The sequence below is a fragment of the Rhodoferax sp. TS-BS-61-7 genome (assembly GCF_002943465.1).
In the GTDB taxonomy this organism is placed as follows: domain Bacteria; phylum Pseudomonadota; class Gammaproteobacteria; order Burkholderiales; family Burkholderiaceae_C; genus Allorhodoferax.
Map to the genome: position 1 here is coordinate 465,489 of NZ_PTQY01000002.1, position 24,919 is coordinate 490,407.

General features: G+C 59.9%; 25 protein-coding genes. 17 read left to right on the forward strand and 8 right to left on the reverse strand.

Annotated features, from left to right (window positions below; genetic code table 11):
• Positions 1-112 precede the first annotated feature (112 nt).
• Genes C5F53_RS08035 through C5F53_RS08045 form a run of 3 tightly spaced genes read left to right on the forward strand, consistent with a single transcriptional unit; the run spans position 113 to position 3,765 of the window.
• On the forward strand, positions 113-1,576 hold the full coding sequence (locus C5F53_RS08035; RefSeq protein WP_105260833.1) for a PAS domain S-box protein: 1,464 nt from the start codon (positions 113-115) through the stop codon (positions 1,574-1,576).
• Between the two features lie 12 nt (positions 1,577-1,588).
• The gene (locus tag C5F53_RS08040) at positions 1,589-2,020 is read left to right on the forward strand and encodes a response regulator (protein ID WP_105260834.1); all 432 of its coding nucleotides are present in this window, start codon (positions 1,589-1,591) and stop codon (positions 2,018-2,020) included.
• 14 nt (positions 2,021-2,034) lie between these two features.
• Positions 2,035-3,765 carry an EAL domain-containing response regulator gene (locus tag C5F53_RS08045; RefSeq protein ID WP_105260835.1) on the forward strand — a complete coding sequence of 577 codons (1,731 nt, stop codon included), beginning with the start codon at positions 2,035-2,037 and terminating at the stop codon, positions 3,763-3,765.
• Positions 3,766-3,772: 7 nt separating this feature from the next.
• Here the strand turns inward: C5F53_RS08045 and C5F53_RS08050 are convergent, their stop codons facing one another.
• On the reverse strand, positions 3,773-4,264 hold the full coding sequence (locus C5F53_RS08050) for a heme-degrading domain-containing protein (RefSeq protein WP_105260836.1): 492 nt from the start codon (positions 4,262-4,264) through the stop codon (positions 3,773-3,775).
• 60 nt (positions 4,265-4,324) lie between these two features.
• Positions 4,325-4,801 carry an EVE domain-containing protein gene (locus C5F53_RS08055; protein WP_105260837.1) on the reverse strand — a complete coding sequence of 159 codons (477 nt, stop codon included), beginning with the start codon at positions 4,799-4,801 and terminating at the stop codon, positions 4,325-4,327.
• A gap of 101 nt (positions 4,802-4,902) precedes the next feature.
• Between C5F53_RS08055 and C5F53_RS08060 the strand changes: the two genes are divergently transcribed.
• The 3 genes from C5F53_RS08060 (at position 4,903) to C5F53_RS08070 (ending at position 6,555) form a co-directional block, all read left to right on the forward strand.
• On the forward strand, positions 4,903-5,232 hold the full coding sequence (locus tag C5F53_RS08060; RefSeq protein WP_105260978.1) for a type II toxin-antitoxin system PrlF family antitoxin: 330 nt from the start codon (positions 4,903-4,905) through the stop codon (positions 5,230-5,232).
• Positions 5,229-5,696 carry a type II toxin-antitoxin system YhaV family toxin gene (locus tag C5F53_RS08065; protein WP_105260838.1) on the forward strand — a complete coding sequence of 156 codons (468 nt, stop codon included), beginning with the start codon at positions 5,229-5,231 and terminating at the stop codon, positions 5,694-5,696. The genes C5F53_RS08060 and C5F53_RS08065 overlap by 4 nt, the downstream gene beginning before the upstream one ends.
• A gap of 100 nt (positions 5,697-5,796) precedes the next feature.
• A complete protein-coding gene (locus C5F53_RS08070) occupies positions 5,797-6,555 on the forward strand; it encodes a hypothetical protein (protein ID WP_146097324.1) in 759 nt (252 codons plus the stop codon).
• 53 nt (positions 6,556-6,608) lie between these two features.
• Here C5F53_RS08070 and C5F53_RS08075 read toward each other — a convergent pair whose 3' ends face one another.
• The 4 genes from C5F53_RS08075 to C5F53_RS08090 form a co-directional block, all read right to left on the reverse strand.
• Entirely contained in the window at positions 6,609-7,355 is a 747-nt protein-coding gene (locus C5F53_RS08075; RefSeq protein ID WP_236635293.1) for a carbon-nitrogen hydrolase family protein, read from the reverse strand.
• Between the two features lie 13 nt (positions 7,356-7,368).
• Complete coding sequence (locus C5F53_RS08080) at positions 7,369-8,655, reverse strand: amidohydrolase family protein (protein WP_105260840.1); 1,287 nt, start codon at positions 8,653-8,655, stop codon at positions 7,369-7,371.
• Positions 8,656-8,736: 81 nt separating this feature from the next.
• On the reverse strand, positions 8,737-9,390 hold the full coding sequence (gene upp, locus C5F53_RS08085; protein WP_105260841.1) for a uracil phosphoribosyltransferase: 654 nt from the start codon (positions 9,388-9,390) through the stop codon (positions 8,737-8,739).
• A gap of 64 nt (positions 9,391-9,454) precedes the next feature.
• A complete protein-coding gene (locus C5F53_RS08090) occupies positions 9,455-11,047 on the reverse strand; it encodes a helicase HerA-like domain-containing protein (protein WP_105260842.1) in 1,593 nt (530 codons plus the stop codon).
• Between the two features lie 58 nt (positions 11,048-11,105).
• Here C5F53_RS08090 and C5F53_RS08095 point away from each other — a divergent pair, with 58 nt between their 5' ends.
• From C5F53_RS08095 to C5F53_RS08140, 10 genes are all read left to right on the forward strand, one after another.
• Positions 11,106-11,825 carry a YebC/PmpR family DNA-binding transcriptional regulator gene (locus tag C5F53_RS08095; RefSeq protein WP_105260843.1) on the forward strand — a complete coding sequence of 240 codons (720 nt, stop codon included), beginning with the start codon at positions 11,106-11,108 and terminating at the stop codon, positions 11,823-11,825.
• A 93-nt stretch (positions 11,826-11,918) separates the two neighbouring features.
• Complete coding sequence (gene purD, locus C5F53_RS08100; RefSeq protein ID WP_105260844.1) at positions 11,919-13,211, forward strand: phosphoribosylamine--glycine ligase; 1,293 nt, start codon at positions 11,919-11,921, stop codon at positions 13,209-13,211.
• Positions 13,208-14,128: an oxygen-dependent coproporphyrinogen oxidase gene (gene hemF / locus C5F53_RS08105; RefSeq protein WP_105260845.1), complete on the forward strand. Its 921-nt coding sequence runs from the start codon at positions 13,208-13,210 to the stop codon at positions 14,126-14,128. Before purD ends, hemF begins: the two co-directional genes overlap by 4 nt.
• Positions 14,119-14,745, forward strand: coding sequence for a nicotinate (nicotinamide) nucleotide adenylyltransferase (gene nadD / locus C5F53_RS08110; RefSeq protein WP_105260980.1), 627 nt, complete (start codon positions 14,119-14,121; stop codon positions 14,743-14,745). The genes hemF and nadD overlap by 10 nt, the downstream gene beginning before the upstream one ends.
• Positions 14,745-15,446 (forward strand): ribosome silencing factor, encoded by a 702-nt coding sequence (rsfS, locus tag C5F53_RS08115; RefSeq protein WP_105260846.1) that lies wholly within the window; start codon positions 14,745-14,747, stop codon positions 15,444-15,446. The genes nadD and rsfS overlap by 1 nt, the downstream gene beginning before the upstream one ends.
• A gap of 8 nt (positions 15,447-15,454) precedes the next feature.
• Positions 15,455-15,922: a 23S rRNA (pseudouridine(1915)-N(3))-methyltransferase RlmH gene (gene rlmH, locus C5F53_RS08120; RefSeq protein WP_105260847.1), complete on the forward strand. Its 468-nt coding sequence runs from the start codon at positions 15,455-15,457 to the stop codon at positions 15,920-15,922.
• 2 nt (positions 15,923-15,924) lie between these two features.
• Positions 15,925-16,545: a nucleoside triphosphate pyrophosphatase gene (locus C5F53_RS08125; RefSeq protein ID WP_105260848.1), complete on the forward strand. Its 621-nt coding sequence runs from the start codon at positions 15,925-15,927 to the stop codon at positions 16,543-16,545.
• Entirely contained in the window at positions 16,527-18,002 is a 1,476-nt protein-coding gene (gene rng / locus C5F53_RS08130) for a ribonuclease G (protein ID WP_105260849.1), read from the forward strand. The genes C5F53_RS08125 and rng overlap by 19 nt, the downstream gene beginning before the upstream one ends.
• Before the next feature lie 9 nt (positions 18,003-18,011).
• Positions 18,012-20,468 carry a glycosyltransferase gene (locus tag C5F53_RS08135; protein WP_105260850.1) on the forward strand — a complete coding sequence of 819 codons (2,457 nt, stop codon included), beginning with the start codon at positions 18,012-18,014 and terminating at the stop codon, positions 20,466-20,468.
• Between the two features lie 134 nt (positions 20,469-20,602).
• Positions 20,603-21,628: a hypothetical protein gene (locus tag C5F53_RS08140; RefSeq protein ID WP_146097325.1), complete on the forward strand. Its 1,026-nt coding sequence runs from the start codon at positions 20,603-20,605 to the stop codon at positions 21,626-21,628.
• Between the two features lie 20 nt (positions 21,629-21,648).
• On the opposite strand, the gene C5F53_RS08145 is transcribed toward C5F53_RS08140, so the two are convergent.
• Complete coding sequence (locus C5F53_RS08145; RefSeq protein ID WP_105260981.1) at positions 21,649-22,572, reverse strand: glycosyltransferase family 2 protein; 924 nt, start codon at positions 22,570-22,572, stop codon at positions 21,649-21,651.
• A gap of 4 nt (positions 22,573-22,576) precedes the next feature.
• Between C5F53_RS08145 and C5F53_RS08150 the strand changes: the two genes are divergently transcribed.
• Positions 22,577-23,608 (forward strand): glycosyltransferase family 10 domain-containing protein, encoded by a 1,032-nt coding sequence (locus C5F53_RS08150; protein ID WP_161499903.1) that lies wholly within the window; start codon positions 22,577-22,579, stop codon positions 23,606-23,608.
• On the opposite strand, the gene C5F53_RS08155 is transcribed toward C5F53_RS08150, so the two are convergent.
• The gene (locus C5F53_RS08155) at positions 23,553-24,914 is read right to left on the reverse strand and encodes an O-antigen ligase family protein (protein ID WP_105260853.1); all 1,362 of its coding nucleotides are present in this window, start codon (positions 24,912-24,914) and stop codon (positions 23,553-23,555) included. The two genes, C5F53_RS08150 and C5F53_RS08155, sit on opposite strands and share 56 nt — an antisense overlap.
• Between the last annotated feature and the right edge of the window lie 5 nt (positions 24,915-24,919).

The window sequence follows — 24,919 nt, forward strand, 5'->3', positions numbered from 1 at the left end:
ATAGTCACCCCAACGCGCAGCACCATGTTGCCACGGGCTTGGGCCTGCAAAGAGCAACGCAGCGTGTTGGGTTTATTTGCATTGCTTTTCAGAAGAAAAGCGAGGGAGGTGCATGGACGACGCGCTGGTGCAAGGGCAGGAGGGGCAGTTCCGACAAATTGTGGAAATGGCGCCTTATGCCATTGTCATGATTGGTGAGGGCGGGTTGATTGAAATGGTGAATCGGCAAGCCGAAACCATTTTTGGTTATTCCCGTGTTGAGCTGTTGGGCCAGGCCATCGAGGTGCTGTTGCCAGAGCGCTTTCGCCGCGTGCACCCGGCCCACCGCGCCAACTTTGTGGCCGATCCCAGCCCGCGCCTGATGGGCATTGGCCGCGACCTGTATGGACGTCGAAAGGACGGTGGCGAGTTCCCCATCGAGATTGGCCTCACCCCCATCAAAACCGCCGAGGGCATGAAGGTGGTGTCGGCGATTGTCGATTTGTCCGAACGCAAGCGGCAGGAGGAGCAGTTTCGCCAAGTGGTGGAAATGGCGCCCAATGGCATGGTCATGATCGACAAGTCCGGTGTGATTGAAATGGTCAACTCCCAAGCGGAAGCCATTTTTGGGTACGCCCGTTCCGAGCTGCTGGGCCAATCCATCGACATGTTGCTGCCCACGCGGTTTCGGGGCGGGCACCCGCACCATCGCGCCACCTACTTTTCCGATCCCAGCCCACGCTCCATGGGCAGTGGCCGCGATTTGTATGGTCTGCGCAAAGACGGCAGCGAGTTCCCGGTCGAGATTGGCCTGAACCCCATCATGACTGCCACAGGGCTCAAGATTCTGTCCGCCATTGTGGACATCACGGCGCGCAAACAATCCGAATTGCAGTTGAGCAACCTGGTGGGGCAGCTCACGCGCAGCAACGACGATCTGAACAACTTTGCCTATGTGGCCTCGCACGACCTCAAGTCGCCGCTGCGCGGGGTGGACCAGTTAGCCACCTGGATTGCAGAGGACTTGGGCGATTCACTGAACAGCGAAACGCAGGACCATCTGCGCTTGATGCGCAGCCGGATTGGCCGCATGGAAATGTTGTTGGATGACTTGCTGGCCTATTCACGCGTGGGGCAGTCAGACAACCCGATTGGGGCGGTGAACACCGGCCACCTGGTGCGCGACATTTTTGAGCTGGCCGCCTCGCAAAAAAACATCAAGCTGGTTGCCGCGGCGGACATGCCCGTGGTGCGCACGCAGAAAGTGCCGCTGGAGTTAGTGTTGCGCAACCTGATCAACAACGCCATCAAACACCAGGACAAGCCGCAGGGGACGATATGGGTGCACGCGCGACCTTACCCCGGTGGGTATGAGTTTGCGGTCCAGGATGACGGGCCCGGCATTCCACCCGAACACCAGAAACGGGTGTTCACCATCTTCCAGACCCTGAAGCCACGCGACGAGGTGGAAGGCAGTGGAATGGGCCTGGCCATTGTGAAAAAAGCGGTGGAAACGGTTGGTGGTGTGGTGACGCTGGAGTCGGATGGCAATGCCGGCTGCACCTTCCGCTTTACCTGGCCCACGCAGTCCGATTGAGGAGTAGCCACGATGCAAGCCAACAAAACCGACAAGGACGTCACCCTGCTGCTGGTGGACGACGACGATGTAGATGTGATGGGCATCCGGCGTGCGCTCAAGAAGCTGCAAATTACCAACCCCATCGTGCGTGCCCGGGACGGCATGGAAGGGCTGGCCAAACTGCGCGAGTGCAATGCGTCCCACCGGCCCTACCTGGTGCTGCTGGACCTGAACCTGCCGCGCATGAATGGGCTGGAGGTGTTGGCCGAGATCCGCAAGGACCCGGCGTTGTCCAGCGCGGTGGTGTTTGTGCTGACCACCTCCAAGGCCGAGGAGGACAAGGCGATTGCCTACAAACACAACATCGCGGGTTACATCATCAAGAGCCAGGTGGGCGACGGGGTGATGCGTGCGATGGAAATGCTACATGGCTACTGGCGTGTGGTGGAGCTGATTGCGTAGTGACAAAGGTACCCATGATTGCGGAACTCTCCCTGCTGCTGATTGACGATGACGAGCTGGACCGGCACGCCATCACGCGCACCCTGCGCAAAAGCCCGGTGCCCTGCGAGGTGGCGTACGCCGAGACCGCTGCGGCTGGCTTGGAGATGGCGTCTAGCAAGAAGTTTGATGCCATCCTGCTGGACTACCGCCTGCCCGATGACAACGGGCTGGAGGTGTTGCGCGCGCTGCGGGGCGGTGCGTACGACGGGGTGGCCGTGGTGATGCTTAGCCGTTACGAAAACGAGAGCCTGGCTGAACAGTGCCTGGAGGCAGGCGCGCAAGACTTTTTGCTGAAGGACGAGGTGAACAGCCGCCACCTGACCCGGGTGGTGATGCAGGCGCGCCAGCGGTTTCAGATTGAGGAGCGGCTGCGTTACAGCCTGGAGCAGGTGCGCAACCTGTCCGAGCACGATGCCCTGACTGGCCTGATGAACCGCCGCGGCTTTGAGCGCGCGCTGGAGGCCCAACTGGCCCGTGCTCGCCGCCGGGACGGCCGCTTGGCCATTTTGCTGCTGGACCTGGACGATTTCAAAAGCGTCAACGACACCATGGGGCACGACGCTGGTGACCAGTTGCTGGTGGAGGTGGCGCGCCGCCTGACGCTGATTGCACGGGACGGCGACTTGTTGTGCCGGCTGGGTGGGGATGAGTTTGTGGTGATGATGACCAGCTTTGACCACGATGAGCAGGCCATTGTGCTGGCCGACCGTATCAATGTTGCGCTGCGCGAGTCCATCTTCATCGGGTCCACCGAACAGACCATCACCACCAGCATCGGCATTGCGGTGTTGGGTAACACCACCGACAACGCGGCCGACTTGCTCAAATACGCCGATCTGGCCATGTACCAGGCCAAGCTGGATGGCCGCAACAAAAGCCGCTTTTATTCCGTGTCGTTGCAAGAGGCGGTGCAGTTCCGTTCACTCATCAAAAATGACCTGCAGCGCGCGCTGGAAAAAGACGAACTCAAAATTTACTACCAGCCGCAAATTCGCTCTGTCGATGGTGGCTTGCGCGGTATGGAGGCTTTGCTGCGCTGGCACCACCCCCGCCTGGGTGTGCTGTCGCCGGCGGCTTTTCTGGCCATCGCCGAAGAAACCGGCCTGATTGTGGACATCGGCGCCTGGGTGTTGTTGGAGGGCTGCCGGCAGCTCAAGGTCTGGCGCGAGCGTTATGCGCCGCGCCTGGCCGATCTGACCTTGGCGATCAACCTGTCAGCGGTGCAGATCAAGCAGGAGAAACTGCCCCGCACCGTGATGGCGGCCCTGGCCGAACATGGTCTGCCGGCCAACGCGCTGGAGCTGGAAATTACTGAAAGCATGCTGATCGAGGTGACCAGCACCACGGTGTCCCTGCTGTCCGAGATCTCGGCCCAGGGTGTGGCCATGTCGCTGGACGACTTTGGCACCGGTTATTCCTCGCTGGACCACCTGAAGCTGTTCCCCATCAGCATTCTCAAAATCGACAAGGGTTTTGTATCCGCGGTGGGTGAAGGGGGCAAGAGCGAAAAACTGTTTGTGGCCATCATCGCTTTTGCCAAGGCGCTGAACATGCAGATTGTGGTGGAGGGGGTGGAAACCCAGGCGCAGGCCGCGTTTTGCACCCAGCAGGGTTGCGACCTGTTGCAGGGTTATTTCTATTCCAAGCCCCTGCCTGCGCATGAGTTTGAGGCCACCTTTCTGGCAGGCCCCACGCGGCACTAGGGCGCGATTAGTCCAGCGCCACCTCGGCCAGCGGCACGCCGCACAGGGCGGCCAGCGCCGTCACCACCATGGCGTGGTCTTCACGCTGCGGAATGCCTGACACGGTGACCACGCCCACCACACCTACGCCGCGCACACGGATGGGAAAACTGCCACCGTGGGTGGCGTAGTCCCGCAGTGCCAAGCCCTGTTTGGCTTCCAGCGAACTGTTTTCCTGCTCCAGCTTGAGCCCCAGCGCGTAAGAGCTGGTGTGCAGCAGCTCCACCGCATTGCGCTTGCGGCGTGCCCAGTCGGCATTGGTGGGGCCGGTGCCGGGCATGGCGTAGTAAAAAACCGTCTCCTTGCTCAGGCGGATCTCGATGGACAGCGCCACGCCAGCCGCTTCGCACAGCGCCTTGATGTTGGTACCCAGCGTCCAGGCGGTGGCCTGGTCAAAGGCGTCGAATTGCAGGCGCTGTTCTTGCAGGGCCAGGCGGTCCAGGTCGGTGGCGATGGTCATGGTGGTTGCTATAAAGTTAGGAGCTTCTTGCGCAATAGATACGGGGGCTAGAGGCAGTTTTTATACCAAATCCGGCTGCCCCAGCCGCTGCAGAATGGTACGCCAATGCTGCGGCTCCACCGGCGTGATGGACAGGCGGTTGCCCTTTTTCAGCACGGTCAGGTCCTGCAGTTCCGGGTCGGCGCGCAGCTCGGGTAGGGTCAGGTTGCATGTCTTGTGCAGCACCCGCACATCCACCAAGATCCAGCGCGGCGCCTCCGGCTTGCTGGCCGCGTCAAAGTAGGGGGACTTGGGGTCGAACTGCGTGGGGTCGGTGTAAGCGCCTGAGGCCACCCGCGCAATGCCCACGATGCCGGGCTCCGCGCAACTGGAGTGGTAGAACAACACGCCGTCGCCCACCTGCATGCCATCACGCATGAAGTTGCGCGCCTGGTAGTTGCGCACGCCGGTCCAGGGTACGGTGGCGTTGGGCATGGCCAGCACATCGTCGATAGACGCTTCGGCGGGTTCGGCTTTCATGAGCCAGTAGTTTTTCATGGGTGTTTTATTTGAATGTTTCTGGTAATGCATTTGCATTGTCTTGGCAATGCAAATGCATTACCATGGGTAACCAAGTGAATTTTGAACTGGAGTGCACGATGCCTGCCACCATGGAAGTCGAATCTACCCTGACTGAACGCTACCAGACCACGGTGCCCGAAACCGTGCGCCGCGCCTTGCGCCTTGGCAAGCGCGACAAAATCCATTACAGCATCCGCCCTGGTGGCGAGGTGGTGCTGACCAGGGCCTCCAATACGGACACTGCGGACCCCGCACTGGGTGCTTTTTTGGGCTTTTTGGCGCAGGACATGACCCAGCACCCGGAGCGCCTGCAAGCCATTGATTCCGAATTGTTACAACGCATTCAAGCGCTCACCACTGGCGTGGAACTGGATATGGACGCTGCGCTGTCGGCCGACGATGAATGAGCGGCAAGCCTGCCGAGCCTTGGGTCGTTAATGGTTGGTCGGTCTTTGCCCATCCACTTTTCTTGGCCCAGTTGCAAGCCCTGACGCTACAAGTGCAAACCTTGAGAGCCAAAGACCCGCAGGGGTACGTAAAAAAGAATGCTACCAAGCGCTTGGCTGCTATTCAAAAGCTGGCGTTTGAAGTCATTCCCCAAGACCCGACACGGCCCGAATACCGGCAGGGCGGCACCTTGGGCGACGAATACAAACACTGGTTTCGTGCCAAGTTTTTCCAGCAATACCGCTTGTTTTTTCGTTACCACCTCCAGGCCAAGATCATCGTGCTGGCGTGGGTGAACGATGAAGATACCAAGCGGGCGTATGAAAGCAGCGATGACGCATATCGGGTGTTTCGCAAGATGCTGGAGAGTGGGCATCCGCCGGATGATTGGGATTTGTTGTTCAGTGCGGCAAGTAAACGATGAGACGTGTTAACTGGCTCGATAAGCGAATGCCCGCTGCTTCATTTCGCGCATTGGGTGCGTTGGGTTTGTGCACTGTGTAGACAATGGGATCGGAGTAAAGATGGTTCAAGAAAAAGTTTTAAAGTGGCTTCAGTCAACGGGTTTCCCTTTGGAAATGGCCGCGGCAAATGCCTTTCGTCGCGCTGGTTTTGAAATCCGACAGTCCACCGTTTACACAGACTCAGAGACCGGAAAAGGCCGAGAGATTGACATCATTGCAGCGGATCAGGACTGGATTGGGACAGTGAATATTTCATGTGTGTTGGAGTGCAAGGCATCCACTAAGCCATGGGTAGTGTTGACATCCGATGATGCGTGGGCTGCATTCAACAGGCTTTCTATGTTTGCAGTCATGTCAGACCTGGCGAAAGAATGTCTAGCAACAAGAATTGCTGAGAGAGCGATTCAATCGCACATACAACGCCCAGCCCGAGGGGGATATGGCCTTCGCCAAGCATTGGCCGATGGCGGTGATGCCGCATACACAGCATCGTGCAACGCAATGAAGGCTTCGATGAGTATTGCTCGCGCTGAAAGTCAACTGGCCTCACCGTCAGCATCCTTCGCCTTTCCAATAATCGTGGTCGATACCCAAATCTTTGAATGCTCTCTTCTTAGCAATGGTGAACTGGACTTGCGTGAGGTGCAGGAGAGTGAGTTTTTGTTCAGTATGAGAGTTCCCGAGTCCATTACCACTTGTATCAAGATAGTCACTAAGGATTCGTTGCCAGCATTTGCGCTCAAGGCAAAACGCTCTGCGGACCAACTTCGGTCCGATCTAAAGAACGAAGAACAAGCAATTCTTAAATCTTTGCTGTGAGTAAATTCTTTGGCTCAGGTGCTGATTGACCCAAGAATTTGGTGTGGGTGCGTTCAAGCGTTTTGGGTCAATACAACCAACCAGTCTCCAGTCCCATCCGCTAGCGTGATGCAGTTCCCACTCGCATCCCAAATCCCGCTTTTGCCCGCCGACACATAACCACCCGACGGCGCGCCGTGGTTGGCGATGAGCACCACCATGCGGTGGTCACACGCATAGCTGGCCCACAGCGGTGCTTCGGCCGCATAGCCGTTTTCGGAAGTCAGTATTCCCGCGGCGTAGACATTGGCACCGGCCTGTGCTGCCGCTGCGGCGTGCGATGGGTGGTTGGTGTCTGCGCAGATGGCACTGGCAATGTGGGTTGGTCCCAGGGTTTGCAGATGTGCCGCCTGTGCGCCGGGTGCGGCAAACGCGACTTCGTTGCCATGCAGATGGAACTTGCGGTACACACTGTGCCCGCCATCAGGCCGCAGCGTGATGGCGCCAATGGAGGGCAGGGCGCTGCCTGAGTCCACGGGTGCTCCCACGGTGATGGCCATGCCGGTGCGGCGGGTCGCCTCGCGCAGGGGCGCCAGCAGCGCGTGGTCCGCGTGCAGCACCAGGCCCGGCATGGCGGCCAGTTCGTAGCCGGTTAGCGACAACTCGGGGAACACCAGCCACTGCACGCCGTGGTCGGCCGCCGCCTCTACAAAGCGCAGGTGTGTCTGCACATTGGCCGCTACATCCAAAGGCACTGAGGTGCTTTGTGCGGCGGCGATGGTTATTGCTACATCTTTAGTAGCTGCTTGCGCAATATCCACGGGGGCTAGAGGCCTATTTTGTATGCAAAAACGAGGTGTGGTCGGGGCGGCCCGGCAGGTTCAGCGCCGCAGTGCGGGCCGGCGTTTGCGCCACCAGCACGCCGCGGCGCCAGACTTTGAGGCGGGTGGCTTTGAGGCGCAGGGCCTCTACGGGGTTTTGCGCCTGCAGCAGCACGAAGTCGGCGTTGCAGCCTTTTTCCAGCCCGTAGCCTTCCAGGTGCAGGATGCGGGCAGGATTCTTCGTCACGGCGTCAAAACATTGCGCCATGGCAGCTTGGCTCGTCATCTGCGCCACATGCAGGCCCATGCTGGCGACCTCCAGCATGTCACCGCTGCCCATGCTGTACCAGGGGTCCATGCAGCAGTCTTGGCCAAAGGCGACGGTCATGCCGGCGGCCATGATTTCGGGCACGCGGGTCATGCCGCGGCGCTTGGGGTAGCTGTCGTGCCGGCCTTGCAGCGTGATGTTGATCAGCGGGTTGCTCACCACACTGATCTGCGCCTCGGCCATCAGCGGCAGCAGCTTGCTCACGTAGTAGTTGTCCATGCTGTGCATGGAGGTGAGGTGCGAGCCGGTGACGCGCCCATGCAGGCCCAGGCGGTTGGCTTCAAAGGCCAGGGTTTCGATGTGGCGCGAGAGCGGATCGTCCGACTCGTCGCAGTGCATGTCCACCAGCTTGCCCTGTTCGGCAGCCAGCTCGCACAGCAGCTTCACGCTGGCGGCACCGTCCGCCATGGTGCGTTCGAAGTGGGGGATGCCGCCCACCACGTCCACGCCCAGGCTCAGCGCCTTCTTGAGGTTGTCCACGCCGCCTTTGCTGCGCAGCACCCCGTCCTGCGGAAAGGCGACCAGCTGCAGGTCGATATAGGGCGCCACCTGTTTCTTGACCGCTAGCAGCGCTTCCACCGCCAGCATGCTCGCGTCGCTGGTGTCCACATGGCTGCGGATGGCCAGCAGGCCATTGGCGACGGCCCAGTCGCAGTAGGCCAGGGCGCGCTGCACCAGGGCGTCAAAGGTGAGGTGGGGTTTGAGTTCGCCCCAGAGCGCAATGCCTTCCAGCAGCGTGCCGCTGGCGTTGAGGCGCGGCAGGCCCAGGCTCAGCGTGGCGTCCATGTGGAAATGGGCGTCCACAAAGGGCGTGGAAAGCAGCATGCCGTCGGCGTCCACGGTTTCTTTGGCGGGTGCAGCAGCGGGGCTCAGCCTTTCGGCCACTTCAGTGATTCGCCCGGCCTGCACCGCCACCGACATGTTCTGGCGTCCGTCGGGCAGGGTGGCGTTGTGGATCAGCAGGTCGAGCATGGATTGCTTTCTGGCATGTTCAATGTAAAACTGGATTTTTGAGAATCACATTGAACATTCAATGAATTCAAAGACTTAGGTTCACTGCGTACCGAAAATTCGGTCTCCCGCATCCCCCAGGCCCGGCATGATGTAGCCGTGGTCGTTCAGGCCGCGGTCGATGGCGGCGGTGAAGACGCGCACATCGGGGTGTTCCTTGTACAGCGTGTTGATGCCTTCGGGGCAGGTCAACAAGCACAGGAACTTGATGGACTTGGGCTTGCAGGCCTTCAGGCGCGCCACGGCGGCGGCGGCGGAGTTGCCGGTGGCGAGCATGGGGTCCACCACCACCACATCGCGCTCTTCCATGTTGCTGGGCATCTTGAAGTAGTACTCCACGGCCTGCAGGGTTTTGGGGTCGCGGTACAGACCCACATGGCCGACGCGGGCGCCGGGCACCACGCTCAGCACGCCGTCCAAAATGCCGTTGCCAGCGCGTAGCACGCTGGCGAACACCAGCTTTTTGCCGTCAATGACCTTGCCGGTCGTCTTCTCCAGCGGGGTTTCGATTTCCAGGTCCTGCAGCGGCATGTCGCGGCAGACTTCGTAAATCATCAGACCGGCCAGTTCATTGAGCAGGCGGCGAAAGCTGCTGGTGCTGGCTTCTTTTTTGCGCATCAGCGTGAGCTTGTGCTGCACCAGCGGGTGGTCGATCAGCGTGACATTGGCACGGGCGGCGGGATCGAGGGTGACCATGTTCTTATTCCTTGTTGTTTTCTAAAAGGGAGCGATTGTCGCAAAGCAAGTTTGGCGCCGGGGTTTAGCGCCGGCTACCACCCAGGATGCTGCCCAGCACCCCGCGGATGATCTGGCGGCCCACTTCGCGGCCGATGGAGCTGGCGGCGCTCTTGATCATTTGCTCGCCCACGCTGGCACGCGAGCGGCGGGCGCCGCCGCCCAGCATGTCGCCAATGCTGTCCAGAATGCCGCCGCCACTGGGGGCGGGTGTTGCGGTCGGCGTGGGAGTAGATCCCCGCCGGGATGCGCGTGGTGCAGCAGTATCTGCGGCAGGAAAGTCGTCCTCTACCGGTGCCGCGTGGCCCATGTTTGCCTGGGTACGGCCCTTGAGCGCTTCAAATGCCGATTCGCGGTCGACGGCCTTCTCATACACACCGGCGACGATGGACTCGGCCAGTAGCGTCTTGCGTTGCTCCGGCTTAATCGGGCCAATCTGGCTGGCCGGGGGCAGCACAAACACACGTTCGGTCAGGCAGGGGCGGCCTTTTTCGTCCATCAGGCTGACCAGCGCTTCGCCCACGCCCAGCTCGGTGATGGCGGTGGCGACATCCAAACCCGGGTTGGCGCGCATGGTGTCGGCAGCGCTCTTGACGGCCTTTTGGTCGCGCGGCGTGAAGGCGCGCAGCGCGTGCTGCACGCGGTTGCCCAACTGGGCTAGCACGCTGTCGGGAATATCCAGGGGGTTTTGCGTGACAAAAAACACGCCCACGCCCTTGGAACGCACCAGGCGCACCACCAGCTCAATGCGCTCGATCAGCACCTTGGGGGCGTCGGCAAACAGCAGGTGGGCCTCGTCAAAGAAGAAGACCAGCTTGGGCTTGTCCAGGTCGCCCACTTCGGGCAGGGCCTCGAACAGCTCGGACAGCATCCATAGCAAAAAGGTGGCGTACAGACGCGGCGACTGCATGAGCTTGTCGGCCGCCAGGATGTTGACCACGCCCTTGCCCGAGCCGTCGGTCTGCATGAAATCTTCAATATTGAGCATGGGCTCGCCAAAAAACAGGTCGCCGCCTTGCTCTTCGATCTGCATGAGGCCACGCTGGATGGCGCCGATGCTGGCGGCGCTGATGTTGCCGTACTCGGTGGTGTACTGGCTGGCGTTCTCGCCCACGTCTTGGCACATGGCGCGCAGGTCTTTCATGTCCAGCAGCAGCAGGCCGTCGTCGTCGGCAATCTTGAACACCAGTTGCAGCACGCCCGCCTGGGTTTCATTCAAGTTGAGCATGCGGGCCAGCAACAGCGGGCCCAGGTCGCTCACGGTGGCGCGGACCGGGTGGCCCTGCTGGCCAAACACGTCCCACAGCGTGGTGGGGAAGGTGGAAAACGCGGGTTCGTCAATGCCGCGCTCTTTGAGGATCTTGCCCAGTTTCTCGCCCAGTGCCCCTTTTTGGGAGATGCCGGTCAGGTCGCCCTTCACATCGGCCATGAAGACGGGCACGCCCAGGGCGGAAAAACCCTCGGCCAGGGTTTGCAGGGTGATGGTTTTGCCGGTGCCGGTGGCGCCGGTGATGAGTCCATGGCGGTTGGCCTTGTCGGGCCGCAAAAAGCAGCGGACGGTGGAGTTGCCGGTGCCATGTTGGGCAATCAGGATGCCCTCGTCTTGGATGGAAGCCATGGAAGTCCCAAAAAGTACAATTGAGAGAGTAGCGTAACGAATTTTCAAAGGAAATCGCGTGGCAGGACACAGTAAATGGGCCAATATTCAGCACCGCAAGGGCCGCCAGGACGAGAAACGGCAGCGCATCTGGACGCGGGTCATGCGAGAGATCATGGTGGCGGCCCGCTTGGGTGGTGGCGACCTGAGCGCCAACCCGCGCTTGCGTTTGGCGATTGAGAAGGGCAAGGCGGCCAATATGCCGGCCGAAAACGTCAAATACGGCATTGCCAAGGCCACAGGAACGCTGGAAGGCATTACCTACGAAGAAATCCGCTACGAGGGGTATGGCATCGGCGGCGCAGCCATCATCGTGGACACGATGACCGACAACAAGGTGCGCACCGTGGCTGTGGTGCGTCACGCCTTCAGCAAACACGGCGGCAATATGGGCACCGAAGGTTCGGTGGCTTTTCAGTTCAAACACTGCGGCCAGTTGATCTTCGCGCCCGGTACCAGTGAAGACAAGCTGATGGAAGTGGCGCTGGAAGCCGGCGCCGAAGATGTGATCACGGGCGATGACGGCGCGATTGAGGTGCTGACTGCCTATCCCGACTTTGAATCCGTGAAAGCCGCGCTGGAAGCGGCGGGCTTGGTGGCGGAGGTGGCGGGTGTGACCATGCGCGCCGATAACACCATTGAGCTGACCGGCGAAGATGCCGAGCGCATGCAAAAACTGCTGGACGTTCTGGAAGACCTGGACGACACCCAAGAGATTTACCACAACGCGGCTCTGTGAAAATTTTGCGGGACAGATCTTCAGCTCTGTCCTCAACCGATTAAGACTTGTGGGGCCGCTCCTCAGCGCTGCTCCCAACTGGTTAGGAACCTTATGAATATTCTCGTTATTGGCGGCGGTGGTCGCGAACATGCCCTGGCCTGGAAACTGGCCCAGTCTCCCAAAATCCAGCGGGTTTATGTGGCCCCCGGCAACGGCGGCACCGCCACCGACCCACACCTGGAAAACATTGCCATCACCGACGTGGTGGGTCTGCGCGTATGGGCGCAAGAGAACAAGATCACGCTGACCGTGGTCGGCCCCGAAGTGCCGTTGGCCGCGGGTGTGGTGGACGAATTCCGCGCCCACGGCCTGCGCATCTTTGGTCCGACCAAGGCTGCGGCCCAATTGGAAAGCTCCAAGGCCTTCAGCAAGGCCTTCATGCGCCGGCACAACATTCCCACGGCCGAATACGCCACCTTCTCCGACCCTGCGGCAGCCCACGCCTATGTGGACAAGATGGGCGCACCCACCGTGGTCAAGGCCGACGGTCTGGCTGCCGGCAAGGGTGTGGTGGTGGCCATGACGGTGGCCGAGGCGCACGAAGCCATCGACTTCATGCTGGTAGACAACACCCTGGGCGTGGCACATAACGACGGCGGTGCGCGCGTGGTGATTGAAGAGTTTTTGGAAGGCGAAGAGGCCAGTTTCATCGTCATGGTGGACGGCAAGAACGTGCTGCCCCTGGCCACCAGCCAGGACCACAAGCGCCTGCAGGATGGCGACCAGGGCCCCAACACCGGTGGCATGGGCGCGTATTCGCCCGCGCCTGTGGTGACACCCGACATCCACGCCAAGGCCATGCGCGAGATCATCTTGCCCACTGTCAAGGGCATGGAGGCCGACGGCATCCCATTCAGCGGCTTCCTCTATGCGGGCCTGATGATCGACAAGAACGGCCAGCCCAAGACGCTGGAATTCAACTGCCGCATGGGCGACCCCGAAACCCAGCCCATCATGATGCGCTTGAAGACCGACTTGGTAGATGTGCTGCTGGCCGCCACCGAGCCTGGCCCGCATGGCAAGCTGGACGAGGTGGAGCTGCAGTGGGACCGCCGCACCGCGCTGGGCGTGGTGCTGGCCGCGCACGGTTACCCGCTGAGCCCCCGCAAGGGCGATGCCATCACTGGCATCCCCAAGGACAGCGAGGACGCTGCTGTATTCCACGCCGGCACCACCCTCAAGGAGGGTGTGCTGCAAACCTCTGGCGGGCGCGTGCTCTGCGTGACGGCACTGGCCGACAGCGTGAAGCAGGCGCAGCAACGGGCCTACCAGGTCATCAGCGAGATTGCGTTTGATGGCATGCAGTACCGCACCGATATCGGTTACCGGGCCCTCAAGGGATGAACGTGCAGGCAACCGCCGCCCAGGTGCGTCAGTACCTGATGGGTCTGCAAAGCCGCATCACTGCGGCCATTGCCGAGGTGGATGGCGGCAGTTTTCTGTCCGACGCCTGGGAAAAAGCGCCTCATGAGCCGCTGCAGGGCAGCGGCATCACGCAGATTCTGGAAGGTGGCGCAGTGTTTGAGCGCGCGGGTTGCGGTTTCTCGCATGTGCGCGGCCCCAAGCTGCCGCCCAGTGCGACCCAGCACCGCCCCGAGCTGGCGGGTGCGCCGTTTGAGGCCATGGGCGTTTCGCTGGTGTTCCACCCGCGCAACCCCTATGTGCCCACGGTGCACATGAATGTGCGCATGCTGGCCGCCAAGAACCCGCAAGGGCAGGAGGTGTGCTGGTTTGGCGGCGGCATGGACCTGACGCCGTACTACGGCTTTGACGAAGACGCCGTGCACTTCCACCAGACCTGCAAAGACGCGCTGGCGCCATTTGGGGGCGACAAGTACCCGCGCTTCAAAAAGTGGTGCGACGAATACTTCTTTTTGAAGCATCGCAACGAGCCGCGTGGCGTGGGTGGCGTGTTTTTTGATGACTTCTCGGAGCTAGGCCAGGACCGCAGTTTTGCCATGCTGCAGGCCGTGGGCGACGCGTTTTTAACCGCCTACCTGCCCATCGTGCAGCGCCGCAAGGACACACCGTACGCCGAGCGCGAGCGTGCCTTTCAGCTGTACCGCCGTGGTCGTTATGTGGAATTCAACCTGGTGTGGGACCGCGGTACCCACTTTGGTTTGCAGTCGGGTGGGCGCACGGAGTCGATTTTGCTGTCCATGCCACCGCTGGTGAGCTGGGCCTACCAACAGCAGCCGGAGCCGGGTTCGCCCGAAGCGGCGTTGACCGAGCACTTCTTGACGGCGCGGGACTGGGTGTGACGCTGACCGCAGCCACACCGCCCCGGCGTATTGGCGTGTTTGGCGGGGCGTTTGACCCGCCGCACCGGGGCCACCACGCGCTGGCGGCCACAGCGATTACCCAGTTGCAGCTGGATGCGCTGCACATCATCCCCACGGGCCACGCCTGGCACAAAAGCCGCACGCTCAGTGATGCCACGCACCGTATGGCCATGGCCCAACTGGCCTTTGCCGACCTGCCGCAGGTGGTGGTGGATGGGCGCGAGCTGGCACGTCCAGGCCCCACCTATACGGTGGACACCTTGCTAGAGTTACAGCAGGCGAATCCGGGCGCGCAGCTGTACTTGCTGATTGGGGAAGACCAAGCTCGCGCGCTACCCAGTTGGAGTCGCTGGGAGCGGCTGCCAGCACTTGCTATAATTTGTGTAGCTGCTCGCGCAGATTCAACGGGGGCCAAGGGCCAATTTGATGCCTTAAAGGCACATGTGCCCGGCCTGACGGTCCTGAATATGCCCCCCGTGGCCACCAGTGCCACCGACATCCGACACCGCGCCGCCACGGGCCAAAGCATTGGCCCTCTGGTTTTTGAAACCGTTGCGCGTTATATTGACCAACACCATCTTTACCGACCGACCTGATGACTACTTCCACCGTTGCCAAAAACACCCAAAAACTCCAACGTGCCATCGTGGACGGCCTGGAAGACGTCAAGGCCCAAGACATTGTGGTGTTTGACACCGAGCACCTGTCCTCCCTGTTCGAGCGCGTGATCATCGCCTCGGGTACCAGCAACCGCCAGACCAAGGCGCTGGCCGCCAGCGTGCGTGATGCCGTGCGCGAAGCCGGTTTCCCCAAGCCCCGTATCGAAGGCGAAGCCAACGGTGAGTGGATCATCGTGGACTGCGCCCAGGCCGTGGTGCACATCTTCCAACCCAACTTCCGCCAGTACTACCACCTGGAAGAGCTGTGGGGCGAAAAGCCTGTGCGCCTGAAGCTGGGTGCTGCCAAACCAGCCGCTCCAGAAGCTGCCAAACCCGCAGCCAAGGCGCCGGCTAAAAAAGCCGTGGGCGAACCCAATATGCGCCGCTCCAGCGCGGCCAAGAAGGGTGTGGAAGAAGCATTCCCCTCCAAAGCCGCACTGAAGAAGGCCGCGGCGAAGTCTGCAGCATCCAAAGCACCGGCCAAGAAGGCCCCAGCCAAGAAAGCTGCGACGGCCAAAGCCCCAGTGAAAACTGTGGTGGTGAAGCCCGAAGTGAAGCCAGCCGCCAAAAAGACTGCCGCCAAGCCGGCAGCGGCTAAAAAAGCGCCCGCCAAGAAAGCCGCTCCCCGTAAAGCCTGAGGCCGGCAATGCGGCTGGTCATCATCGCTGTCGGGCAGCGGGTACCGGATTGGGCGCAAACCGCGTGGGACGACTACGCCAAGCGCTTTCCGCATGAGCTCAAGGTCGAGCTCAAAGCCATCAAAACCGAGCCGCGCGGCTCCAAAACTGTAGAGCAGTTGGTTGCGGCGGAGCGTAAGCGCATTGAGGAAGCCATCCCCAAGGGCGCGCGGGTTGTGGCGCTGGATGAACGTGGCACCAGCTTGCGGACCACGGCGCTGGCCGAGCGTCTGAAGGAGTGGCAGCTAGGCGGCACAGACATCGCCCTGGTCATTGGTGGGCCGGATGGGCTGGACCCCGAGTTTCGCCAAGCAGCCCACGAACGTATCCGCTTGTCTGACCTGACCCTGCCGCACGCCATGGTGCGCGTGCTGCTGATTGAGCAGCTCTACCGCGCCTGGTCCGTCAACGCCAACCACCCTTATCACCGCGAGTGAGCATGCCCAGTCCTGATTTCATCTATCTGGCCTCCCAAAGCCCGCGCCGCCGTGAGCTGTTGGCGCAAATTGGCGTGGCGCATGAGCTGCTGCTGCCCACGCCCGACGAGGATGCGGAAAGCCTGGAGGTGGTGCTGCCAGGAGAAGCCCCCGACGTCTATGTGCAGCGTGTAACCGCTCTTAAATTAATAGCTGCTCGCGCAAGACTGGTAAGGGATGGAGGCCAAAATCGACCTATTTTGTGCGCCGACACCACGGTGGCGATGGGCGACACCATTCTGGGCAAACCAGAGGATGCTGAGGACGCCCAACGCATGTTGCGCGCCTTGTCGGGTCAGACCCACCGCGTGTTCACCGCCATAACCATCGGCTGGGGCGACAAGACGGCTCAGGCCTGCTGCGAATCGCGCGTGACCTTCGCCCAGATGAGCGACGCCGAGATTGCCGACTACGTGGCCAGCGGCGAGCCCATGGGCAAGGCCGGCGCCTATGGCGTGCAGGGCAGGGCGGCGGCATTCATTGCGCGGATTGAGGGGTCGTACTCTGGCATCATGGGCCTCCCTTTGTTTGAAACTGCGCAGGCCTTGCGCGAAGTGGGCTTTGCATGCAACAAGACATCCTGATCAACTGGTCGCCGCAAGAGACGCGGGTGGCTATCGTCGAACACGGTGCGGTGCAGGAACTGCACGTGGAGCGCACGCTGGAGCGTGGGCTGGTGGGCAATGTGTACCTGGGCAAGGTCGCGCGCGTGCTACCGGGCATGCAGTCGGCCTTCATCGACATTGGCCTGGAGCGCGCGGCCTTTCTGCATGTGGCCGATGTGTGGCACCCGCCGGCCGAGGGTGAGTCGCTGAGCGCGTCGCGTGCTTCGCAGCCACAAATTCCCATTGAGAAGCAGGTGTTTGAGGGCCAGTCGCTCATGGTGCAGGTCATCAAGGACCCGATTGGCACCAAGGGTGCGCGCCTGTCCACACAAATCAGCATTGCGGGGCGCCTGCTGGTGTTTCTGCCGCAGGACGACCACATCGGCGTGTCGCAAAAAATTCCCACCGCGCAGCGCGACGAGCTGCGCAACCGTATGCAAAAGCTGGCGGGCAAGGAGGGCGGCGGCTTCATCCTGCGCACCAATGGCGAAGACGCATCGGACACCGAACTGGGTGACGACATTGCCTATCTGCGCAAGGCCTGGGCGCGTATCAAGGACGCAGCACTGCGCCTGCCTGCGCAAAGTCTGCTGCACCAGGACCTGAGCTTGCTGCAGCGCGTGCTGCGCGATCTGGTGGGCGAGGGCACGCAGACTATTCGTGTGGATTCGCGCGAGCAGTTTGATGCGCTCAAGGCCTTTGGCTCGGAGTTCATGCCGGCCGCAGCGGAGAAGCTGCAGCACTACAAGGGCGAGCGTCCGATTTTTGACCTGTATTCCATCGACGAGGAAGTGGCCAAGGCGCTGGCGCGCCGGGTGGAACTGAAGTCGGGTGGCTACCTCATCGTGGACCAGACCGAGGCGCTGACCACGGTGGACGTGAATACGGGCGGCTTTGTGGGGGCGCGCAATTTTGACGACACCATCTTCAAGACCAACCTGGAGGCCGCGCAGGCGATTGCACGGCAGCTGCGCCTGCGCAACCTGGGCGGAATCATCATCGTGGACTTCATCGACATGGCACGCGAAGACCACCGGGAGGCCGTGCTGGGCGAATTCCGCAAGCAGCTGGCACGCGACCGCGTGAAGACCATGGCCGGTGGCTTCTCGCAGCTGGGTCTGGTGGAGATGACACGCAAGCGCACGCGCGAGTCGTTGGCCCACATGCTGTGCGAGCCGTGCCCGACCTGCGAAGGCAAGGGCATTGTCAAAACCCCGCGCAGCGTGGCCTACGACATCTTCCGCGAGATCCTGCGCGAGGCGCGCCAGTTCAACCCGCGCGAGTTCCGTGTAGTGGCTTCGCCCAAGGTCATCGAACTGTTCCTGGACGAAGAGAGCCAGCACCTGGCGGGTCTCTCCGAGTTCATCGGCAAGCCCGTGTCGCTGCAAAGCGAAGCGGCCATGGCGCAAGAACAGTACGACATCGTGCTCTTGTGATGGTGGCGTGTGACTGAACGTTTGCGGATCGCCGTACTGAGCCGGAACTTTGCCACCACGGGCGGTGGCGCCGAGCGTTATTCGATCGCGCTGGTGGAAGAGCTGGCGGCGCGCCACGAGGTGCATGTGTTTGCGCAGACGATTGCGCACGACTTTCCCGGCGTCAGCTACCACCGCATTCCCCTGCCGCTACAGCGGCCACGCTGGATCAACCAGATCTACTTTGCCTGGAAGACCTGGCGCGCCACGCGCACGGGTTTTGACATCGTGCATTCGCATGAGAACACCTGGCACGGCAATGTGCAGACCGTGCATGTGCTGCCGGTGAAACACACGCTGTTTGCCGGCAGGCAGGGCGCCGCGCTGGCGCTGCGCTGGCTCAAGGTGCTGACAAGTCCGCGGCTGCTGGCCTATCTGTGGCTGGAAAATCTTCGTTACGCTTGGGCACTGAAGAAACGTGTGGTGTGCGCCTCGTCGTCGCTGAAGGCGGTGCTGCAGGCTACGTACCCTGCATCGGCATCGATGCTGGAAGTGGTGACACCGGGCGTGGATGCGGTGCCGGGCCGGGCGTCTGCAACGCAGCGTGCTACAGCCCGCGAGCAACTGGGCCTGCCGATCGAGGCCACCGTGTTGTTGTTCGTGGGCAATGACTTTGTCAAGAAAGGGCTACCAGCCCTGCTGCAGGCCTTGGCTCAACTACCAGCGCAGGCTCAGTTGGCGGTAGTGGGTAAGGCCGAGAGCGAGCTGGCCATGCGCAAGCTCGCCGAACGGCTGGGTTTGACGGCACGCGTGCATTTTCTGGGTAGCCAACGGGACATGGGGCTGGCCTACCGCGCGGCAGACGCACTAGTGCATCCCACGCTGGAAGATGCCTACGGCATGGTGGTGCTGGAGGCCATGGCGCATGGTTTGCCTGTGGTGGTGAGCGATACGCCGTACAGCGGCATTGCGCAAGATATGCGGGATGGCGAGAACGCGTTGTTGCTGAAAGATCCCCGGGATGTGGCAAAGATCGTTGTCACCTTGCAGCGCCTGCTAAATGATGCCGACCTAGTTGGCTACTTGTCCACCCGAGCACTGGTATTCGCCCAAGCCCACTCCTGGGAGCACGCGGCGGGTATGTATGAGGCGATGTACTTGGGCATTGCGAAGCGCTACGTGCAGCGCTGGCTGATCCTGTCCCATGCGTTCAACATGGATGGTCGCGCCGCCAGTCAGACTATTACTGACAAGTTGCCGCATTTGGAAGCGGCTGGCATTGAACTGGTCGTGTTGAGTGGAGTGTCCGGCGATCAGGATCGCCACTACGAGCACCACCAACTCTGGCCTGCGGGGGCGGCGGGCTGTCGGTTCGAGCTGCGCCATGTGCTGCGCAAGCATTTGCCCCATCCCAAGGTGTACCGCCTGGTCATGGTGCTGCTGTCCATTCCCTTGCTGCCGTTCATGTTTGTCGAAAAACTGCTGCGGCCCGTGGAAAGCTCATGGTCCTGGTGGCTCAGTGCTTATCTCAAGGGGCGTGCGTTGGCCCGGCATCGCAAGTTCGATCTCATCTATTCCACCGGTGGCGCCTTCGCTGCCCATGTGGCGGGGCGCGCCTTGAAACAGGCGCTGGGTGTGCGTTGGCTGGCCGAGGTGCACGACCCGCTGGTGATGCCGGGCAGCACGCCCAAGACTGCGCAGGAGCGCATGCAGGCCGAGGTGGAACGCCAGATCTGCACCGATGCCGATGTGGCCATCTGGTTCACCGAACAGGCCCTGGCCAGTGCCAAGCGTCGCCATCCGCAACTGGGCGAACGCGGCAAGATGATGCTGCCGGGCATTGACGCGCCATTCAAGGTGTTGCCGCCGTATGTGCCGGGGCCCAAGATGGTCATCGGGCATTTTGGCTCGCTGTCTGCCACACGCAACCTCACACCCATCCTTTCTGCACTGGAGTCCTTGGTCGCCGGGCGCCCCGGGTTGCGCTCCATGCTGGAGCTGCAGCTTACCGGCGGGCCGCTGGACGCAGTGTCCCAGGCCGCCATCGCCCAGTCACCCGTGCGTGATCTGGTGCGCCACCTGGGGCGTATCGAGGCGGATCCGGTGACCGGGCTTTCCGGGCGAGAGCAGATCCTGCGCCGCATGCGCAGTGCCGATGTGCTGCTTCTGCTGCACGGCAGCGAGCCTATTTGCGCCGAGTACATCCCGTCCAAGCTCTACGAATATCTATGGATGCAGCGGCCTATTTTGGCGACAGTGCATGGGAATGCGCAGATGGCAGAGCTGCTGCGGGGGCAGGGGCATAGCGTGGTGGAAATGCAGGGTGACCCGATAACGAAGGGTGTGGTCACAATGCTGATGACTCTGTATGAACTTTGGTCCCATGGGGGCTTGCTGGACAATACACAGCAGAGCCCTTACACCACAGGCGCAGCCGCTGCCTCATTAATAGAATGGGTTTTGCTAGCAAGTTCGTTAGCGGATTAGCAATGAATCTAAGGTCCAGAACATGACGAACTTCAATAGGATGATGCTTTGGGCGGGCTCAATAGGGCCTCAGAGAGGTGTGTGCCGCAATGTGCGGGGAAAGCATTGGCATGAGTAGGCTTGGTCGATACTTGGTGGACTATGAGAATCCGGATGCAGGCATTGGGCACTCGCTGGGCCATGTCAACAATGCAGTCAAGATATGTCTACGTCATGACCTGACGTTTGCCTATGCCGAATCGCAGGTTCGCAAATCCAGCAAGAGCCATTGGGGTTGGCGGCTGCGTCAGTGGGTGCGTCGTCTGACGTTAAGACAGGTTTATGAAACACACGATATCGGAAACGATATCAATGCGATGTTTGCATTTGCGCAGTACACCAAGGACAGACGCGAGGTTGAGCGCTTGCTGCGGCAGAAGGCGCTCAAATTAGTGCTTCTTCCAGAGACAGCTATCAGTATTCCATCTAATGCCCAACAGGATGACGAAGCCTATCGAGCTGTGGATGCGGTCATTCGCTCTCATCCCGAGGACGGTGTCGTATTCCGTTTGCCGGACAAGCGAACAGGCGACTTCGAATACGAAGCTAGCAAGGCCTGGTTCAGGCGCTGCTACGATGCCGCTCGTAGCAGCAAGTTTCCTGCGCAATACGCCCCCCGTCTGTCGCATGCATTGAAGGTTGCCATACATATCAGGCGTGGAGATCTGCTGCCGGGGCGACAGTTTGACGATTTGTCCAAGCGCATGCTGCCCGACGCTTGGTATCAGCGCATCCTTGTTCAGATCCTGGGTGCTAGCGGTGAGCGGCCCGTCGTGGTTTATATCGTGAGCGAAGGCTTGAATGGTCGCTATTGCTCTGAGAGAGGGCTGGCAATGGATTGGCAGAGTGTCCTGCCAACTGACCGGTGCAAGGTTGTAGAACTGATTGACAGTCCTTTTGTCGCATCCTTTCGTGTGCTGGTTGGTGCCGATATCCTGGTGGGGTCCAAAAGCGGCATGACCCATCTGGCTGGCATGCTTGGTGAGCAAACCAAGTTTGTGCCACGGATGTGGCACTCCTACCGTGGAGCTTCCAGGGTGCTTGAGTTGGAAGATGAGATTAATGAAAAGATGCTGACAGAGCTTACACGCTTGACCAAGGCACAGTGTTTGCTTCCTTAGGCCCGGACTGGCCTGGGCTTTCAGCGCCCGGCGCGACGCCCTAACTGTGTGACCCACCACGCAATCATGGCACGTTCCAAGCGCGTCAGGAGTGTGAGCCAGCCGTTACCCCGGTACTGAAACTCCGCATACAACTCATAGTTGGTTCGAAATGAGATGCCGGGTATTTTGCGATTGATGGTTTGCATAAAGGCGGTCGCCTGCTTCCATCTCTGTGCCACAGGCATAGACTTAGGTATTATACCTTGTCCGGTGAGGGCCTGTACGTAATGGGCTTGGATGGTTTTAAAGGAGTTATTGGCAGTTTCCTTTTTTACTACACTGATTTGACCCGGATGTAAGCGGTATGTGAGCAGGTGCTGCGCAATGTTGAGAAATCTGCCGCCATGGGTAGCGATATCGCACCAGAGACCGTAGTCTTCTGCATGAGGGTAAGCTGTGTTGTAGCGGTGTTGTCGCAGCACGTCGGCGCGGGCGCTGGTACTTGGGTTGCACAACGGGCAGTAAATGCTTAGCAGGGCCCGGATATCGCTGTCGGAGGTCGCAGATCGGCGCACCCGCCGTTTGCCAGTTCGGCCATCCAGCGAGATGTGAAACGAACCACATACATCGACCGCGCCGCCCTGCAGTACTTTGAGCTGCGCCTCCAGTCGCCTAGGGTGCGCAATGTCATCAGCATCCATGATGGCGATGTAAGAGCCCCTGGCTTCATCAAAACCCTTGTTGCGCGCAAAAATCAATCCGTGATTGGTTTCGAGAGAAATGATGCGTATGCGAGGGTCCGTCAGCGCATTCAGGTAGGCTAAGGTGCCGTCGTGTGATCCATCGTCTACGATAATCAACTCGAAATCGGCATAGGTCTGTTGGAGCAGGCTCTGGATGCATTCATCAAGATAGGTCTGAGCGTTGTAGGTGCAGAGCACAATGGAAAAAACGGGCGACATAACAATGAAAAAACGTAAGGTGCTGTTCGTCGATGAGTCTGGCGGCGCCTGGCCTTGGGGCAGGCAATTGCGAGAAGAGGGCGGCACCTGGGGACAGAGTGCGTACACGTTCTCGACCGATTGTACGAGGGGGTATGACTGGTTGGTGGTCTATTCCGCTTGGCCGGATGTGGCGCTGCTGACATCGGTGCCTCACAATCGCCGCATCTTTGTGGCCGGAGAGCCGGAGAGCTTTCACCGCTATCAGTCTCGGTTCTTGGCGCAGTTTGGGACTGTGATCACCACACAGCGCGGAACGCGACATCCCGGTGCAATCTTCATGCAACCGGGGATCAACTGGTTTACCGGTGTTCGTTTCCAGGGCGGGGCTGAGCGCTTCCGATCGATGTTGGATTTTTCGGACTTTGAAGCAGGTAATCCGGTCAAGACCAAGCTGTGTTCCGTCGTTTGTTCTAGTAATGCGGTGACACGGGGGCATCGCCTAAGAATAGAATTTGTAGAGCGATTGAAACAGGAGTTTGGTGATCAGATTGATTTCTTTGGTCGAGGAACCAAGACGATGGCAGACAAGGATGAAGCCCTGTCCGACTACCGATTTCACATCGCATTGGAGAACTCGGTGCATCAGGACTATTGGACGGAGAAGCTGGCGGACCCTTTCCTGCGAGGGTGCTTTCCGATATACAGTGGGTGTCCAAATCTGGACGACTATTTCCCGGAAGGTAGTTATGCGCGCATTGATCTAGACAAGCCGCAGCAAGCCATTGGCACTATCCGGGAGGTGTTGCGTAGTGAACTAGACTATGCAAGCCTAGATCAGCGACAGGAGGCCAAACGCAAGATATTGTATGAGTACAACATCTTTGCCGAGCTTGAGAAGCTCTACTCACAGCTGGAGCAGCGTCAAGCACCAAATGCTATTTTGGAAACAAACCTTTCGACGCAGCTGTACTCAGACCATGAGATCAAAGATCTAAAGTTCAGTCGGCGCCTGCGTCGTTGGTTTCGCGATCGCTGGGGAGTGTCAAGCCGCTGAACAGTGCGGTTAGGAAAAACAGCAGTTCAATAAAATGGCCTGTACAGACTTCGGTGGTGAGGTAGCTGATGACGATCAGTGGAATGGTCCAAACTGTATAGGTGCTCCAGAAGTCGGTGTGCTTTTGGGCTCGGAGGTAGCTGGCGATCAAGGGCACCCAAACCAGCAATAGCCCGGGTACTCCAAAGCCAAGCGCGAAGTCCAGCCAGCCGCTATGTGTGGCTCCTCGGTTGTTTCCATCGGGTTTGTGGAAGTCACTCCACTTTTGGATTGCAAGCGCACCAAAAGAGTGGTTGATGAGTCCGTAGCCCAGCGGATGGTCTTTTAGCAGTTCCAGCCCCGCCCGCGCCCAAGATACTCTTTGGTAGGTGCTGATATCTACCGTAGTGCCGTTTTCATTGTGTGGGAACGGTGATGTGTTGTCTTTCCAGTTGTTGTGTTGGTCGATTTGGGTGCTAATCTTGTAATCAGCTACCAAGTTTGACCACGCAGGGTTGGTTTCAATGTGTTTGTTGGCCGCATAACCAAAGATCAAGAAACCTATCATTATCGATATACCAAGGCCTATGCGGTGCATCTTGACATGGGTACGCCGCCGCAATACCGAGATGAGGAATCCACTTGACAGCAAGGTGAACATGGCAAACCCATTCTTGGTGTTGGCGAAGTAGTACATCAGTACGGTTGCTATCAGCCCAGCAAAGCTGTACAGATACCAGATCGGGCGCTCCGCTCTTTGCAGGGCAGACAAAGCCTTGATGAACATCACGGGGAGCAAGAGGCTGCCAAAAATGACCAGTGGTGTCTTGCCCAAGTAGGGTGCCATGTAGAAGTTGGTGTGTACCCATTGTCCTGTTTGCGCTATCTCGTAGGCGTAGCGGACGCAGAAAATTAAAGTGGTTCCCGCGAGGCCCCAAATCAGCACGGACTGGTGGATTCGCTGCAGACGAAGGGACAGGTGTTGTGTGGGGTTGCGTACTAGGACGCCCAAGGCCAGCCCCATGCAGGCCGCCAGACTGTTGCGCAGCCAGTCACCGGTTAACTCGCGCCATTGCTCTTCATAGTTGCCCGCAAGAAACAACATATGAAAAGTAAGCCAGAGAAAAAATGAAAACAGCAGGTAAACAGGCCATGCCTGCAGCGTCTTAAGTTGCTGAAAGTGCTTGCCCAAGATGAATAGCGAGGCTACGGAGCCAATGAGCAGCATAAGATGGCGTAGTCCCATTGTGTTGGGCAGAGGCCATATCGCCAACAGGACGGCGGCAGCAAATACCAGTACAGCTCCGGAGATCTTTGTGTTACCCATGGTTT

What these genes read in the sequence shown, in the direction of transcription:
- C5F53_RS08035 (WP_105260833.1), top strand. Translation starts at nt 113, where the DNA reads ATGGACGACGCGCTGGTGCAAGGGCAGGAGGGGCAGTTCCGACAAATT.
- C5F53_RS08040 (WP_105260834.1), top strand. Translation starts at nt 1,589, where the DNA reads ATGCAAGCCAACAAAACCGACAAGGACGTCACCCTGCTGCTGGTGGAC.
- C5F53_RS08045 (WP_105260835.1), top strand. Translation starts at nt 2,035, where the DNA reads ATGATTGCGGAACTCTCCCTGCTGCTGATTGACGATGACGAGCTGGAC.
- C5F53_RS08050 (WP_105260836.1), bottom strand. Translation starts at nt 4,264, where the DNA reads ATGACCATCGCCACCGACCTGGACCGCCTGGCCCTGCAAGAACAGCGC.
- C5F53_RS08055 (WP_105260837.1), bottom strand. Translation starts at nt 4,801, where the DNA reads ATGAAAAACTACTGGCTCATGAAAGCCGAACCCGCCGAAGCGTCTATC.
- C5F53_RS08060 (WP_105260978.1), top strand. Translation starts at nt 4,903, where the DNA reads ATGCCTGCCACCATGGAAGTCGAATCTACCCTGACTGAACGCTACCAG.
- C5F53_RS08065 (WP_105260838.1), top strand. Translation starts at nt 5,229, where the DNA reads ATGAGCGGCAAGCCTGCCGAGCCTTGGGTCGTTAATGGTTGGTCGGTC.
- C5F53_RS08070 (WP_146097324.1), top strand. Translation starts at nt 5,797, where the DNA reads ATGGTTCAAGAAAAAGTTTTAAAGTGGCTTCAGTCAACGGGTTTCCCT.
- C5F53_RS08080 (WP_105260840.1), bottom strand. Translation starts at nt 8,655, where the DNA reads ATGCTCGACCTGCTGATCCACAACGCCACCCTGCCCGACGGACGCCAG.
- upp (WP_105260841.1), bottom strand. Translation starts at nt 9,390, where the DNA reads ATGGTCACCCTCGATCCCGCCGCCCGTGCCAATGTCACGCTGATCGAC.
- C5F53_RS08090 (WP_105260842.1), bottom strand. Translation starts at nt 11,047, where the DNA reads ATGGCTTCCATCCAAGACGAGGGCATCCTGATTGCCCAACATGGCACC.
- purD (WP_105260844.1), top strand. Translation starts at nt 11,919, where the DNA reads ATGAATATTCTCGTTATTGGCGGCGGTGGTCGCGAACATGCCCTGGCC.
- hemF (WP_105260845.1), top strand. Translation starts at nt 13,208, where the DNA reads ATGAACGTGCAGGCAACCGCCGCCCAGGTGCGTCAGTACCTGATGGGT.
- rsfS (WP_105260846.1), top strand. Translation starts at nt 14,745, where the DNA reads ATGACTACTTCCACCGTTGCCAAAAACACCCAAAAACTCCAACGTGCC.
- rlmH (WP_105260847.1), top strand. Translation starts at nt 15,455, where the DNA reads ATGCGGCTGGTCATCATCGCTGTCGGGCAGCGGGTACCGGATTGGGCG.
- C5F53_RS08125 (WP_105260848.1), top strand. Translation starts at nt 15,925, where the DNA reads ATGCCCAGTCCTGATTTCATCTATCTGGCCTCCCAAAGCCCGCGCCGC.
- rng (WP_105260849.1), top strand. Translation starts at nt 16,527, where the DNA reads ATGCAACAAGACATCCTGATCAACTGGTCGCCGCAAGAGACGCGGGTG.
- C5F53_RS08145 (WP_105260981.1), bottom strand. Translation starts at nt 22,572, where the DNA reads ATGTCGCCCGTTTTTTCCATTGTGCTCTGCACCTACAACGCTCAGACC.
- C5F53_RS08150 (WP_161499903.1), top strand. Translation starts at nt 22,577, where the DNA reads ATGAAAAAACGTAAGGTGCTGTTCGTCGATGAGTCTGGCGGCGCCTGG.
- C5F53_RS08155 (WP_105260853.1), bottom strand. Translation starts at nt 24,914, where the DNA reads ATGGGTAACACAAAGATCTCCGGAGCTGTACTGGTATTTGCTGCCGCC.